17 protein-coding genes are annotated in these 15,340 nt (G+C 25.2%); 4 read left to right on the forward strand and 13 right to left on the reverse strand.

Going from position 1 to position 15,340, the window contains the following annotated elements; translation table 4 throughout:
* Positions 1–270: 270 nt before the first annotated feature.
* Complete coding sequence (locus AAHM82_RS10430) at positions 271–1,659, reverse strand: Mbov_0401 family ICE element transposase-like protein (protein WP_342263885.1); 1,389 nt, start codon at positions 1,657–1,659, stop codon at positions 271–273.
* 246 nt (positions 1,660–1,905) lie between these two features.
* Here AAHM82_RS10430 and AAHM82_RS10435 point away from each other — a divergent pair, with 246 nt between their 5' ends.
* Positions 1,906–4,221: a hypothetical protein gene (locus AAHM82_RS10435; protein ID WP_342263886.1), complete on the forward strand. Its 2,316-nt coding sequence runs from the start codon at positions 1,906–1,908 to the stop codon at positions 4,219–4,221.
* Positions 4,222–4,282: 61 nt separating this feature from the next.
* Here AAHM82_RS10435 and AAHM82_RS10440 read toward each other — a convergent pair whose 3' ends face one another.
* From AAHM82_RS10440 to AAHM82_RS10490, 11 genes are all read right to left on the reverse strand, one after another.
* Positions 4,283–5,503, reverse strand: a complete 1,221-nt coding sequence (locus AAHM82_RS10440) for an IS256 family transposase (protein WP_342263365.1) — start codon at positions 5,501–5,503, stop codon at positions 4,283–4,285.
* 287 nt (positions 5,504–5,790) lie between these two features.
* Positions 5,791–6,291, reverse strand: a complete 501-nt coding sequence (locus AAHM82_RS10445) for a hypothetical protein (RefSeq protein ID WP_342262530.1) — start codon at positions 6,289–6,291, stop codon at positions 5,791–5,793.
* 36 nt (positions 6,292–6,327) lie between these two features.
* Positions 6,328–8,211, reverse strand: coding sequence for a hypothetical protein (locus tag AAHM82_RS10450; RefSeq protein WP_342263887.1), 1,884 nt, complete (start codon positions 8,209–8,211; stop codon positions 6,328–6,330).
* A 265-nt stretch (positions 8,212–8,476) separates the two neighbouring features.
* On the reverse strand, positions 8,477–8,869 hold the full coding sequence (locus AAHM82_RS10455; RefSeq protein ID WP_342263888.1) for a hypothetical protein: 393 nt from the start codon (positions 8,867–8,869) through the stop codon (positions 8,477–8,479).
* A gap of 21 nt (positions 8,870–8,890) precedes the next feature.
* Positions 8,891–9,139, reverse strand: coding sequence for a hypothetical protein (locus AAHM82_RS10460; RefSeq protein WP_342263889.1), 249 nt, complete (start codon positions 9,137–9,139; stop codon positions 8,891–8,893).
* A 2-nt stretch (positions 9,140–9,141) separates the two neighbouring features.
* A complete protein-coding gene (locus tag AAHM82_RS10465; protein ID WP_342263890.1) occupies positions 9,142–9,417 on the reverse strand; it encodes a hypothetical protein in 276 nt (91 codons plus the stop codon).
* 3 nt (positions 9,418–9,420) lie between these two features.
* Positions 9,421–10,407: a hypothetical protein gene (locus tag AAHM82_RS10470; RefSeq protein WP_342263891.1), complete on the reverse strand. Its 987-nt coding sequence runs from the start codon at positions 10,405–10,407 to the stop codon at positions 9,421–9,423.
* A 24-nt stretch (positions 10,408–10,431) separates the two neighbouring features.
* Complete coding sequence (locus AAHM82_RS10475) at positions 10,432–10,764, reverse strand: hypothetical protein (RefSeq protein ID WP_342263892.1); 333 nt, start codon at positions 10,762–10,764, stop codon at positions 10,432–10,434.
* Between the two features lie 78 nt (positions 10,765–10,842).
* Positions 10,843–11,073, reverse strand: coding sequence for a hypothetical protein (locus tag AAHM82_RS10480; RefSeq protein ID WP_342263893.1), 231 nt, complete (start codon positions 11,071–11,073; stop codon positions 10,843–10,845).
* Between the two features lie 164 nt (positions 11,074–11,237).
* Positions 11,238–11,459: a hypothetical protein gene (locus AAHM82_RS10485; RefSeq protein ID WP_342263894.1), complete on the reverse strand. Its 222-nt coding sequence runs from the start codon at positions 11,457–11,459 to the stop codon at positions 11,238–11,240.
* Positions 11,460–11,461: 2 nt separating this feature from the next.
* Positions 11,462–11,788: a hypothetical protein gene (locus AAHM82_RS10490; RefSeq protein ID WP_342263895.1), complete on the reverse strand. Its 327-nt coding sequence runs from the start codon at positions 11,786–11,788 to the stop codon at positions 11,462–11,464.
* Between the two features lie 671 nt (positions 11,789–12,459).
* Here AAHM82_RS10490 and AAHM82_RS10495 point away from each other — a divergent pair.
* The 3 genes from AAHM82_RS10495 (at position 12,460) to AAHM82_RS10500 (ending at position 14,785) form a co-directional block, all read left to right on the forward strand.
* Complete coding sequence (locus tag AAHM82_RS10495) at positions 12,460–12,966, forward strand: hypothetical protein (protein ID WP_342263896.1); 507 nt, start codon at positions 12,460–12,462, stop codon at positions 12,964–12,966.
* Between the two features lie 143 nt (positions 12,967–13,109).
* Complete coding sequence (locus AAHM82_RS14680) at positions 13,110–13,487, forward strand: two-component regulator propeller domain-containing protein (RefSeq protein WP_425289029.1); 378 nt, start codon at positions 13,110–13,112, stop codon at positions 13,485–13,487.
* A 77-nt stretch (positions 13,488–13,564) separates the two neighbouring features.
* Entirely contained in the window at positions 13,565–14,785 is a 1,221-nt protein-coding gene (locus AAHM82_RS10500) for an IS256 family transposase (protein WP_342263365.1), read from the forward strand.
* Here the strand turns inward: AAHM82_RS10500 and AAHM82_RS10505 are convergent, their stop codons facing one another.
* Complete coding sequence (locus tag AAHM82_RS10505; RefSeq protein WP_342263897.1) at positions 14,786–15,307, reverse strand: hypothetical protein; 522 nt, start codon at positions 15,305–15,307, stop codon at positions 14,786–14,788. It lies immediately after the preceding gene.
* Positions 15,308–15,340: the final 33 nt, after the last annotated feature.

The raw sequence follows: 15,340 nt of genomic DNA on the forward strand, positions 1-15,340 counted from the left end.
TGTGCAAAACATCTGTGGTTTCTACATTTTTAGAACATCGTGTAATATACCACAGACTTATGACAAACACAAGAAGTTTTTTAAAAAAGGTCGCGTTTAGTTTTCTTAGGTATTGCTTTGAAGAAGTAAAACAATCAGCTAATTTATATTATTTAATTACTAAACTAACCCTGCCTTTCTTGTTATTGTCATCTTTATTCGCTATGATTTTATCATATTATTGAATTTTTACACAACAAAAAATTATTAATTTTATTAAATTTTCACTAATTATCTAAATTTATGTTTTCTATATTTATTCGTATATACAATACTGCCCTTATTAATTCAACTATCATCATTTTTCTTATTATATTTATTTCATAATGAAGTTTTATATATTTCTTTTCTGATTTCTATTTCTGAATTAATATTTTCATTAATGTAATGTAATACATTTAATTTGTTTAAATTTGCCATTCTTAAATGTAATAAGTTATTTAAATTCTTATGATTATATATTTTTGCTCCATATCCTAATTGTTGTTTTACCAAATGCGATACATCACTTTCAATGCTACAACCGATATTTCATTCTAAATTTTGATTATTAATACCTTGTTTATTATTACTGAAATAATTACTCGCCTTTCTTAAATTTGTTTTAATATCTTTATTTAATTCATTTTTAGCAACATTACGAATGTTTTTGATTAATTCTTGATGATTTCCATCTTTATATAATTTAATTCAACTATTTAATGTTACTTTGCGATTTTCAAAAATAATATTAAATGCAGTTTGTTTTAATTTTTTAATAGCGTGATAACCATCTAAAATATATCTAACATTACCAAAACTGTTGGCAATTTCTCTAATTCAAGTATCACCATCACCACAAACAATTATTTTGTCATAATTAATATTCGTATAATGTTTTTGTAATTCTTTAATTAATGAATCACGATAGTCCATCGTATTTATTCGTTTACCAACTTTTAACATTAGAAAATGACCTCGTTTGTTTTCTAATTCTCTACGAGCGTTTTTGTAATTTTTTTCTTTATGTCCGGTATGAAAAGTAACTAAACGAATTCTTTGGTCTTGTTTAACTTTATGATCTAATGTCGCTAAAAATGTCTCATCTAGTTGAATATATAAATCCTTATTTTTGACATCAATTCTAGTTTTAGTTTCTTTTTCTGCTAGTTGAAAATATTCAGCAATATCATATTTATTTAAAATACTTGAAATACTAGCTTTTGAAATATAACAATGATTTAGAGCATCTAAAACATCGCGATAGCGTTTACCATCACCTAAAAGACTTAAAACTTTAAATTGAACATCAAAATAAATGCGTTGTTTGGGCAATAAACCAATTTCTTTATCTAACAAACATACATATTCAAATTTACCTGATTTTTGATTTCAATATTTATATCGGCGTCGTTTAAAAGTAACATCACCAAAAATTGTAATAATTGTTCTTGTTGCAAAATGAACTACTTTATAACCTTGTTTTAAGCGATAATGATATTTATATAAGTACTCATCTAATTTTTCGTATTCATTAGCTAGTTGCTCGCATTTGTTGGTGTACATATTTTTATGGGTTGTAAATAAGCTGAATCAATGTTTATTTTCTGGAGTTTTTACATTATTATTAATTTTTAACATAATAAATTACCTTTCTAGGTAGAGTAATTTTAACAAAGTTAAATTTAGTCATGCTTATTTTTCTTTTTTAAAGATAAATGTTTTTCTAGAATTATTATTCAATATTTTGAAAAAATGATAGAAATTCTTATTTGATGATTTATAATTAATTTGTATTAATTAAATTTTATAATTTTAAGGAAGGGTCAAGCGGTTACTATAAAAATTTATTAATTAGTAAAAATTCACGAAAAGGATTTGATTAATATGAAAAAATTACTAGAAATTTTAGGAACAATAACAATAGCAAGTAGTGGAATATCGGGAATTGTTGCCAATAGTCCTTATCCAACACAAGAACAACAAATTAAATTAGAAAACATAAATTATAAAAGACAAAAACGAAGCAATGATGAAAATAATAAAATAAATATTTTAGAAAATTTAAATAGAGCTAAAAGAGAAGATAATAATTTTAAAATTAAAAATAATATTTACTACATTAATCGTCAAAATTATGTTATTAATAAAGAAACAATTCCGTATCCGGTAACAACGATGTATACATTTGCCAAGGATGAATATGGCCGTAAAATTGGTGATATTTATTTTGGAACCACAAATGGTCTTTATTTACGAAAAGCTGGCGAGTCAACAACAACAAAAATTGCTGGTATTGATGGTGAAGTAAAAATAATTTATTTTCAAGATGATGGTTTTAATAGTGTACAAGTAGTTACAAAAACAAATGAAAATGAAAATAATCTTTATTATCTTAATGGTCAAAATTATGTTAATAAAGAAAGTAATCCACCCCACCCAATAACATCAATGTATTGATTTGATAAAGATGAAGGTGGTCGCAAGATTGGTCATATTTATTTTGGAACCACAAATGGTCTTTATTTACGAAAAGCTGGCGAGTCAACAACAACAAAAATTGCTGGTATTGATGGTGAAGTAAAAATAATTCAATCTTATATTGATAAAAATAATAGCGCACATATTATAACAACCGATGATAATGCTTATTATCTTAATGGTAATGAAGGTTATGTTAATAAAGAAATTAATATTCCTTATCCAATAACAACAATTTATATTTTTACAAAAAATGAATATGGTCGTAAAATTGGTGATATTTATTTTGGAACCACAAATGGTCTTTATTTACGAAAAGCTGGCGAGTCAACAACAACAAAAATTGCTGGTATTGATGGTGAAGTAAAAATAATTTATTTTCAAGATGATGGTTTTAATAGTGTACAAGTAGTTACAAAAACAAATGAAAATGAAAATAATCTTTATTATCTTAATGGTCAAAATTATGTTAATAAAGAAAGTAATCCACCCCACCCAATAACATCAATGTATTGATTTGATAAAGATGAAGGTGGTCGCAAGATTGGTCATATTTATTTTGGAACCACAAATGGTCTTTATTTACGAAAAGCTGGCGAGTCAACAACAACAAAAATTGCTGGTATTGATAGCGAAGTAACATTAATATACACAGTTGATAATAATATTTATATTTTAACAAGAGAAAATAATTTAAGTAAAATTATTTTAAATTTTAATTTAAATATTAATTTTAATTTAAATATTAATAATAATGTAGTTATTTTAAATGAATTAAATTATTTAAATCCTGATTTAGATATAGCACAATTAGAAATTATTAATAAAACAGATACATCAGCTACAATTAAAGCAAAAGACAATGGTAAATATTTTGGTGAAGTTACTGTTAATTATAAAATTAAAAATAAAGATGAAATTAGTGCCATTAATTTAAATGAATTGCTTAAAAAAGCATTATTTTTTAAATTTCAAGATGAAAATCCAAATTTAAAATTTAAGGAAATAAATTATATTGATACTAATAATTTAAATTTTTCAGATATTGAAATAACAAAAAAAGAAAATTCATTTTTATGATCTAATGTTCCTAAAAATGTGTGTTCTGATAGAGAAATTATCAATAAAACTCCAAATACAAGATCATTTAATGTACCTGCTTGTGAATATAATTCAAAATCAAAATTAGTATTTCAAATTACAACAGGATTAACTAAAACAAAACAAGAAAATAAATTAAATGGTTGAAACATAAATTCTGATGATGAAATGAAATTAACAGATTTTACAAATATAAATAATAAAAATTCTGAAATCATTAATGTATTATCAAATGAATTTGATTTATCAAACACAAATAAACAAGAACAAGAAATGATTTTAAGTATTTTTAAGGAACCCGCTGATAAATTTGAACTTAATCCCAATGAAAAATTAAAAATTACTTATCCAGTAAGAATAATTACATCTAAAGTTATATTAAATTTAAAACAAAAAATTACAGGAAATATTACTGCCAAAATAATTGATGATAACAATAAAGAACAAATAATTACATTATCAATTACAGAAGTAATGAAAATTTTACAAAAATATAGTTTATTACCCAATGAAATTATTATAGATAAAAACAATGATAAAATAACATTTAACGGTGAAGCATTTTTTTCATCAGAAAGAGAAGGGCCGGTAAAAACAAATACAGTTACTACTATAGTATAAGGTTTTATAAAAACGATATTAGCTATTTAGGGACTGTACAATTAACTGTGTCTCTAAGTAATTAACTTAAATTCACTCTGTCCTCAAATTTTATCATTAAATGTGAAATTGCACTACCCCAATTTTGAATTGGCATCGTTCATTTCTTAACCATATTTTGAAATGCTAAATAAAATATTTTAAAAACTGATGCGTCATTAGGAAAAATCTTTTTATTCTTAATGACTTTTCTTAATTGACTATTAACAGATTCAATCGCATTAGTTGTGTAAATAATTCTTCTAAATTCCTGAGGATATTCAAGAAAAATTATTAAATTATTTCAGTTATTTTTTCATGATTTAGTAATTTGTGGATACTTTTTATTTCATTTTTCAGAAAAATGATCTAAAGCAATTAACGCTATTTCTTCATTAATTGCTGTATAAATTGATTTTAAATCATTAGCTACAAGTTTGCGATCTTTGTAAGGAACAAATTTTAAACTATTGCGAATTTGATGAACAATGCATAATTGATGCTGTGTTTTTGGGAAAACAGCTTCTATTGCATCAGACATCCCAGTTAAATTATCACTACAAGCAACAAGAATATCTTGTAACCCACGATTTTTCATTTCCGTAAGATTATTAAGTCAAAATTTGGCTCCCTCATTCTCACTAATTCACATTCCTAAAATATCTTTTAAACCATCTAAATTAATTCCTAAGGCAAGATAAACTGCTTTATTTATTATTCGTTTATCTTGCTTTACTTTAACAACAATACAATCAAAATAAACAATCGGATAAATCTTCTCTAAAGGTTTAGTTTGTCACATTTTAACTTCTTCAATAACATCATCAGTTATTTGACTAATTAAACTTTCTGAAATTTCTGCTCCGTGATAGAATTCTTGCAATTGTGCTTTGATATCAGAAATTGTCATTCCTCTTGCATATAAAGAAATTACTTTTTGATCAAAGTTATCAAATCTTCTTTGTCTTTTCGGAATAATTACTGGTTCAAAAGTACTATTTCGATCTCTTGGTACATCAATTGCGATTGAACCATTTTTAGTAATAATGGTTTTTTGTGTGTTGCCATTTCTTTTATTATGATTCTCATCAGTTTCAAGATAATCTTTAATTTCCGTATTTAACATTCGTTCAGTTAATTTTTTGGTAAATTCCTGAAAAATAGTATTGCCTTTAAATAAATCTTGTGGATTATCAATATTTTCTAAAAAATAATCAACAACTTTATCAATTGCGTCAGGTTCTTTTTTTATTTTTTTTGTCATTTTCTGTTCTCCTTCTTTTAAGTATAATTCAGAATGAATTATCGAGACACAGAATTTTGGACAGGCTCGCTATTTAGAACAATAACTTTAATTGGAGCAAGTACACCATGTTTAATTTCTTGTGAAAAATAAGAAAAATATTCAAACCAGTAATTTTAATTAATTACTGGTTTCTTATTTTATTAAAATATAAAAAATGAAAAGTTGCTTAGTTGTTTAAGAGTATTGTCATCATAGACAACCACCTTTTAGGGTAGTAATTTTAACAGTTTTTAAATTTAGTTAACTTATTTTTCTGTTTTAATGATAAATGTTTTTCTAGGATTTATTTCTATTCTATATCCGCTTGAGTGATCATAGTAATTTATTGTCATTTCTAATTGGATAAACTTTTGGATTTTGTATGTTTTTCTATTGTTATTTTGGTTAATTATTTTGCCATATTTTCCTGTTAAATCTTCAATATTTTTTCTTATTTCATTGTTTTTTAAAAAAGCAGGAGTTATAAATTCAAGTTTATCATTTGTTGGTTTTGGTCTTTCTTTAAGTACTTTTTCAAGATTTTTTTTATTTATACTTATAGGAACTTTTATTATTATTTTTAATTCATCATGATGTTGTTGAATATTCTCAATTTCAACTTCTTTTAAATTTTCAAGTTTAACTTCTTTTTCATAAATTTGATTTTTAATCATTGGTGGTGTTATTGATTTATTTGTTTTATTATTACAACCAGTTATGAATAATGTTGCTAATTCCAAGAGAGTTAGTATATTTAAAAATTTCATAATTTTAACTTCTTTATTTTTTTCTATATATATATATTACACGAAAATCCTTAAAATCATTAGAAAAATGGCAAAACCGATTAAAAATTGGAAGGTATAGTAAAAAGCTGGTACTGTTTTAAAAACTGGAAAAATATCGGTTGAAAAATTAACTGTTGCTTTTGCAATAATTGCTAATGGTCGTAAAATCGTGATGATTTGTGAAGCGGTGAGTATTCAGTTTATCATTTTGATACCAGCATTTTGAATGGCACAACCAATATCATTAAATGTTGGTATTCATCGTCCCGAATATTTGCAATTTGCTGGTGGAATTAAATCGTCTCATTCACTATTATTTGAACCATCAGGGATAAAGGCTGTTGAATTTAATACATTAAAGTCATAAATTTTAAAATTGTAGTTAGAAATATTACCTTTGTGATAAAGTGGAAAAGTTAAGGTAAAAATATTAATACCATAACGAATATCAATATCGGTATTGAGATAATTAATACTGTTAGCAGTCTTGCTGGTTGGCAAGGTAATTAGTTTATTGTCGTAAGATTTAAGGACATTAAAATCAATTTGATAAATACTATTGGTGTTGTTAATAGCATTGTAATTATCTTGGTGCATTTTTTTGTCAAAAGTAAAGAAATAACTTCTTAGTAATAATTCTGAGTTTCCTATAATATTTACTAAGTATTTTTTGGGATAAAAGGTAATTAATGAACGATAAAAGAAACCTATTTGAATAAAGTAATCCTTCTTATAGTTTTCTATACCCTTAAAATCAATTTCGGTATGAGTTTTTTCGTCCATATCAAAAGTCGCATAAAATAAACTAGCAAAGAAATTGCCAAGAATTTCATAGATTTCATCAAAAACATTTTTGTAATCGCTGTTGTTAATACTAGGAATGTTATTTTTAAAATATAGGTAAATATCATTTTTTAAATCGGGGTCATAGCGTAGAAAACTAAATCTAACATTGAGGTAATTTAAGGTACCAAAAAGATACTTAATTAGGTAATAATCGTTAGTACTTTTGGTATCATATTTTCAGATTTCACTTTCACCGCGTAATAATTGTAAATAGTTATTACTCGCAACTAATGTTTTATTAAAAGCTTTAATTTTTAAAACATTATTATTAATTTCGCCTGTACTACTAGAACTTTTGTGATAAAAATAGCTCTCGTCTTTAAAGCCGTGATTTTTAATCGTAAATTCTTTGTAATAACCTTTTTCTAAGGTGTCAATGAAATTAAATACTGGTGTTCAATAAAGATAAGAATAATTGAATTTGTCAAAATCACCGCGATGAATCATTAAATAATCAAGATTATCAACAACATCGTTATAGTTATGGTTTCCATCAAATTTTTTGGTTATTTCTGGCAAATCAATGTCGGTTGTATCTTTTTCTGTTTTAATGATAAATGTTTTTCTAGGACTTATTTCTATTCTATATCCGCTTGAGTGATCATAATAATTTATTGTCATTTCTAATTGGATAAACTTTTGGATTTTGTATGTTTTTCTATTGTTATTTTGGTTAATTATTTTGCCATATTTTCCTGTTAAATCTTCAATATTTTTTCTTATTTCATTGTTTTTTGAAAAAGCAGGAGTTATAAATTCAAGTTTATCATTTGTTGGTTTTGGTCTTTCTTTAAGTACTTCTTCAAGATTTTTTTTATTTATATTTATAGGAACTTTTATTATTATTTTTAATTCATCATGATGCTGTTGAATATTCTCAATTTCAACTTCTTTTAAATTTTCAAGTTTAACTTCTTTTTCGTAAATTTGGTTATTTTGTCTTTTGTTTCTAATTAGTGATTGTGTTGTTATTTCGTCATTATTAATATTTTGGGGAATGGTAAAAATGTTATTGAAACTAATAATTAACACGGTAAATATTTTCATAAACATTTTTATCACTCCTTTTTAAAATATTTTATTTTTCATTGTTCTTTTGGTTTTGATTTTTTTAATAAGTCACTCAATGCTACAGTTTATAACTACTGCTATTGTAATGCATATATCTAAATATCCTAGTATCATAAGTGAAATTAATACTTCAAATTTTTCATATAATAATTTCAAATCATTAGTTTCCAATTTTAAAAATGGAATAAAAAATATAATAATCATAAAAATGTAAGGTAAAATTCTCCATCAATATTTTTTTAAAGAATTAATTAGTTTGTTTGATTTCATTTTTTAAGGTTCTTTTTGCTTTAATTTTTTGAATAGTAAAGCGGATGAATTTTTCAAATTTAATTGCAAAATATATTGCTCCGCCTCATCAAAAAACAAATATTCCTGCTAGCATAATACCACTATTGAACTTGCCAAAGAAATCAACCATCTCTTTATTCATAAACTCATTAAATTCGTTACTTGTTCCAGTTATTCATTTAGTATCAATTGCTGTTAATGCACAAAGTAATAAGCTTATAAAAATGAAAATGATACTTAATAATATTTTTAACCACTGATTTTTAAAAGAATTTTTAATTCTTAATTTTAATGATATTTTTTCTTTTGAATTATATTTTTTAAATAATTTTCCTAAAAGTTTTTTCATTTTAATTTTCCTTTCATATTTTTATCGTACTTTAATCACAATAAATAAAGCAATAAGTACACAAGTTACACCAAGAATGGTAAAGATTGGATGTTGCGAAAATGTTCGTGCCATTGGTTTAAATAGTTCTAAAATTGTTAAATTGCTAGTAATAAATTTTTGGAAATTGGTAAGACCTTCGCTAATGTAGTTCGTTAAAGTTTCAAAATGACTACCAGCTAAAAGTCCAAGAACAGTTATTAAGATAAAAATAATAATTAGTTTAAACATCGTTAGTTACCTTGTTTTGTTTTTATTTGTTTTTTAGCTTTTCCTCACGCACTTAAACGCCCCTTATTTTTAACAGCATATTGGCGTTGTTTTTCTAAATTAACTTGTTGACTACCAAAACCAAGAATAATTGCCATAAGAAATTCTACAGCCAGCGTTAAGAACAAAGGAAATATTAGTTGAATTTTTGTTCCTGGTACTTCAAGACTTCAAATTAAATCAAAAACTTTATAAAGCATTTGGGCAAGAAAGTCGGCCATTTTTGCGAGATTTTCCATTTTTTATTGTTCCTTTTCTTTCATTTTTCTTAAAAATTTGCTAAATTTATCCATTTTTAAGTATTCTAAGTCTTCTAAATCAATTGCCGTATCAGTATAGTATTTATCTTCATAGTCAGGATTTACTTTTGAATTTAAATAATCTCTTAAAAACGCTAGGTAAAAAGAATTGTAAGTGTTAAGTATTGGTAGGGGGATTTTTAGTTTAAAAAAATAAATATCAAGTTCAGGAATATCACGATATTTAATGCGACGCCCTTTCTTACTATTTTTAGCATCAATTAAGGTGTTTCGTCAGCGTTCATATTCTTCAATGCTCGTAAAGGTACCATAGATGACTTTTAAGTAGGGACGAAAAATATTAACAGGTTTTTTACGAATTCCCACAATCACATTATTAGCAATATCACGAACTTTAACTCAAATATGTTTATCTCTTTGACCGCTAGCCAGCACAATATGACCAAAATGGCGTGCCAGAGCGAAATATTCTTGAATACCGGTTTCTTCGTTTTTGGTATTATTTTTTTCTCAATCAGTTCCTTCTAAAAATAAGTTGGTTTCGTCTCATAACAGTAAGGTTTTGTCTGGCAATACTGGATAATCAAAGTCTAACAAACCCATATGCCCTAAACTTAATTTTTGGGTTTCTAGTAATGGAAAGGTTGATGCGATGTGATATTTCTTCTTTTTTAGTAATTTTGCTGCGTATACTAGAAAGGCGGTTTTTCCAGTTCCTAATGAACCAATCACAATATTTAATGGTGAGTTTTTTAAGAAGTTAATCACTTTGTTAATTTGTGTTAAATTACCGATTTTAAAAACGAAAATTAAAATGCAACCTGCTAAAAATAAATAGCTCACAATGTTTTTAAAATAACCGTTGTAAATATATCAAATTGCTCCTCAATGTCATAAAATTAAAAATGAGGTGCGATTCAATTCAATAAAATGGTTATTTTTTTCTATTATTCATTTGCAAAATTTCATCTTGCACCTCACTTTATTTTTTTGTTAGCGTACCGCTCCAAGTAATTTTTCAAACATTTTAAAGCAAATAAAGAATATTGCCAAAATAAATGGAAAAATGAAGATTCAGTAGTCAGCAAAGAAGTTACCGACTTGTGGCATATTAACCGCAATAATTTCTCACATTTTAGTAAACGCTGTTATAATCGCATTTCATAATTTAGTCATCGCATCACTAGCTGTTATTTTTTCTGCTGTTGCTGGTGCATTGGCCAAGAAAGTTCCAATCATATAATCACCTCCTTTCTCTTTAAAACATTCATCATTTATATTCAAAGTTTTTCTTAAATTTGTTAAAACCACGATTAACCTTAACACGATTGTATTTTTTCCTAATTAATTTTGAATTTCTTTGGGAATGCATCACAATGTAACTTCTCGACATTACTTTTGCCTCTATCTAAATACTGATATGGTTTTTCAAAGTAGCATTAGAATAAATCACACCATAATCGCTGTTAGGAGTCAAAAAGCAATGTTTGCTATTAAAAGTCAAAGTGGTGCTTCGGTTAATTTAATTTCTTTACCACCAGTAATGTGGGCCGGAATAGTTGTAATTTGAATAAATAAATCTCAGAAAGTTTGTTTAATTTGTTCTCAATTAAATTCTTTTAAATTTACTGTCATTTTTTATCTACCAAAAATCATTTTTATTGGTAAATACATAATTGAAATTAATGCGAAAAGAAAAGTAATGATAATAATTAATCCGGCAATAAATGCAACTTGTGCGGGCATTTTTTCTATCGGAACAAACAGTTTTAAGAATTCCATAATAATTTCTCAAAACATTATTTTTTATCCTTGTTATTTTCTTTTGAATTAGGGGCTTTAACTCATTCTTCAAAGCGGGCAATAAATACTTTTTCGTCTTTTGTGAAATTACCAGTATTATTTTTAATGGCATTTTTAAATTTAATTCGCATTTTTATTTTGGCATAAATTTTATAAGCAAAATACGCCAATAGCATTATGCAAGTGATAATAAATATTAATCCAATCGCAATATTCATTTTTAAACTCCTTTAAAATAATCAAAACTTACAACCTTTTTATCATGTTCTTTTTCGGCAATGAAGAAGCCTAATAATTCTTGGCCTTTAATTAATTTGGTTTCTTGCTCTTGTTGATTAATTGAAATTACTTGATATTTACTATCTTTTATTATTCCAATGCAAATTGAATTTTCGTATTTTCCTTTATAAACAAATCGCTTTGGAAACCAAATACCGATTTGTTCATTAAATCACGGAATTTTTGGCGCTTTAATAAGCATTGCGTTTTGTGTTTCTTTTAAGAGATATTTTTTAGTATTTAAGAAAATGTTTTCAATGTTTTTCATAGTAAATTACCTTTCTTATTTGTTATAAACTAAGTTATATTAACTAAGTTAGTTAACTTAGTTTTTTAAACACTTATATATCGCAGATTTAAGTGTTTAACAAGCTTTGTTAGTAAATTTTGTTTTTTAATTAGATAAAGATTTTAATAATTTTAAACTTAGCATACCCCTATATAGAAATTTTTACACTTTAACATCCGCATCCTACCCTTGGAACTAATTTAATAGCGTGTATATTTTTAGGAAATCCACCCATTCATTTTTTTATTGCAAAACGAAACAAATTGCTATAGCTAATAGGATGTTATCTATTAACTGGTAAACTTCTTTTGGTTATGGCGACCACCCACAATTTATCGTGCTTTAATACATACCAACATTATTAATTCACTTGTATTTAATTTTCAAAGAACAAATTTTTAACACCTTATAAAATAAAAAGACAATCATTGCTGACTGTCTTAATACTTATTCAAATCTTTTCCCACCTAACAAAACTTTATGCGTCCTTTAAAAAAGGGATGATAAATTTAAAATAATGCAGAAAATTTTTAAAAATAATTTATAATAAAATTCCAAGGCAAAAAGACTGTAGATTAATTTTTGGAGAAAGGAAAAGGTGTTATAAATTTTATTAATTAGTAAAAATTCACGAAAGGAATTTAATTAATATGAAAAAATTACTAGGATTCTTAGGAACAATAACAATAGCAGGAAGCGGAATGACTGGAATTGTTGGAAATGTCCCAGCTCCAACAAAAAATGAAATTAAAAAAGAATATATAATTACAAAAATATTAGGTATAAATCAAAGAATTAGTTCTATGGCAATCGATAGTCAAAATAATGTATATTATGGCACTGCGAATGGACTTGTTTATAAATTAAAAAATAATGAAGTAATTGTATCAACAATTACTGGTATAGAAAATAATTCTCGTATTGAATCAATAACGATAGATAATAATGATAATGCTTATTTTGCTACATCTACAGGTGGATATAAATTAAAAAATAATGAAATAACTGCAATAAAAATTTTAGGAATAAAAGATTATGTTTGATTATCGCTAATTGATAGTCAAAATATTGTATATTTTGTTTCCAATAATGATGGAATTTATAAATTAATTAATAATAACAGTAACGCAGAAAAAATAGTGAAAATAAACCAATAAAAATATGTGGAATAAAAGGAGCTTACGGATTTTTAACTTTTGTTGATAATAACAATAATATATATATTGGAGCAAAGAAAAAAGATGGATATTCTCTTTATGTTATAAAAAATAATGAAAATTGAGGAACAAAAATTAAAAATATAAATACACAAGTACGATCAATTACAGCTGATAATAACAATAATGTATATATCGGAACAGATAATAAAGGAGCTTTTTTCTTATCTACAATTGAATTAACAAAAGAAAAACCAAGGGCTAAACAAATTAATGAACTGAAAACTAATACAGGAATTAATGCCATTGCAGTTGATAGTAATAACAATATTTATTTTGGCATCCATAGAATTGGACTTTATATAATTGAAAATAATACAAAAATAGCAAGAAAAATTAATGAAATAAATAGTAGTGTATTTATTATTAAAATTAGCAATCAAAATAATAAAGTATATGTATCTGAAGCAGATTATAAATCTACAATGGATGTAGAATACCTAATTAATATTATTAATTAACCAGATAAAGAGCCTGTCCAAAATTCTGTGTCTCGATAATTCATTCTGAATTATACTTAAAAGAAGGAGAACAGAAAATGACAAAAAAAATAAAAAAAGAACCTGACGCAATTGATAAAGTTGTTGATTATTTTTTAGAAAATATTGATAATCCACAAGATTTATTTAAAGGCAATACTATTTTTCAGGAATTTACCAAAAAATTAACTGAACGAATGTTAAATACGGAAATTAAAGATTATCTTGAAACTGATGAGAATCATAATAAAAGAAATGGCAACACACAAAAAACCATTATTACTAAAAATGGTTCAATCGCAATTGATGTACCAAGAGATCGAAATAGTACTTTTGAACCAGTAATTATTCCAAAAAGACAAAGAAGATTTGATAACTTTGATCAAAAAGTAATTTCTTTATATGCAAGAGGAATGACAATTTCTGATATCAAAGCACAATTGCAAGAATTCTATCACGGAGCAGAAATTTCAGAAAGTTTAATTAGTCAAATAACTGATGATGTTATTGAAGAAGTTAAAATGTGACAAACTAAACCTTTAGAGAAGATTTATCCGATTGTTTATTTTGATTGTATTGTTGTTAAAGTAAAGCAAGATAAACGAATAATAAATAAAGCAGTTTATCTTGCCTTAGGAATTAATTTAGATGGTTTAAAAGATATTTTAGGAATGTGAATTAGTGAGAATGAGGGAGCCAAATTTTGACTTAATAATCTTACGGAAATGAAAAATCGTGGGTTACAAGATATTCTTGTTGCTTGTAGTGATAATTTAACTGGGATGTCTGATGCAATAGAAGCTGTTTTCCCAAAAACACAGCATCAATTATGCATTGTTCATCAAATTCGCAATAGTTTAAAATTTGTTCCTTACAAAGATCGCAAACTTGTAGCTAATGATTTAAAATCAATTTATACAGCAATTAATGAAGAAATAGCGTTAATTGCTTTAGATCATTTTTCAGAAAAATGAAATAAAAAGTATCCACAAATTACTAAATCATGAAAAAATAACTGAAATAATTTAATAATTTTTCTTGAATATCCTCAGGAATTTAGAAGAATTATTTACACAACTAATGCGATTGAATCTGTTAATAGTCAATTAAGAAAAGTCATTAAGAATAAAAAGATTTTTCCTAATGACGCATCAGTTTTTAAAATATTTTATTTAGCATTTCAAAATATGGTTAAGAAATGAACGATGCCAATTCAAAATTGGGGTAGTGCAATTTCACATTTAATGATAAAATTTGAGGACAGAGTGAATTTAAGTTAATTACTTAGAGACACAGTTAATTGTACAGTCCCAATTATTTGTACATATTAAACTATAATCTGTTGTATTATCATCTTGTTTGTAGTCATTTAAATTTGTGCCTTGTGCTTTAATTGTTATTTTTTTATTGATTACTCATTCTTTCTTTCCTGCTTTGGTTCCATATGTAGTTATTAATTTTTGAATTTTTTGTTGTTTACTCTGATTATTAGAGAATTCTGATTGTATAAATTTGAAAGTAAGATTGTTTAAATTTTTTAATTCCGGTAATTTTTCATTTAGATTGATATTATCTTCTTTCTTTATGTTAACTTCTATAAGTCTGGTTGTTGGCCAAGTTACGAGGTCACCAAAATGAAACCTCACCTTTTGTAAGTTTTTGATTTCAAAATTATAAATTTTATTAATATCTTTATTACTATCTTTATTTTTTTGTTTTACTGGTTCATTTGTTTTTTTGGAACAGCCGATTATTGGTAGTGTTATTAATCCTAAAACAGCGGTTATATTTAAAAATTTCATAAAATTAACTCCTTTATTTTATTTTTTCAATAT

Origin of the sequence: Spiroplasma endosymbiont of Clivina fossor (genome assembly GCF_964031115.1) — a bacterium.
In the GTDB taxonomy this organism is placed as follows: domain Bacteria; phylum Bacillota_I; class Bacilli_A; order Mycoplasmatales; family Nriv7; genus Nriv7.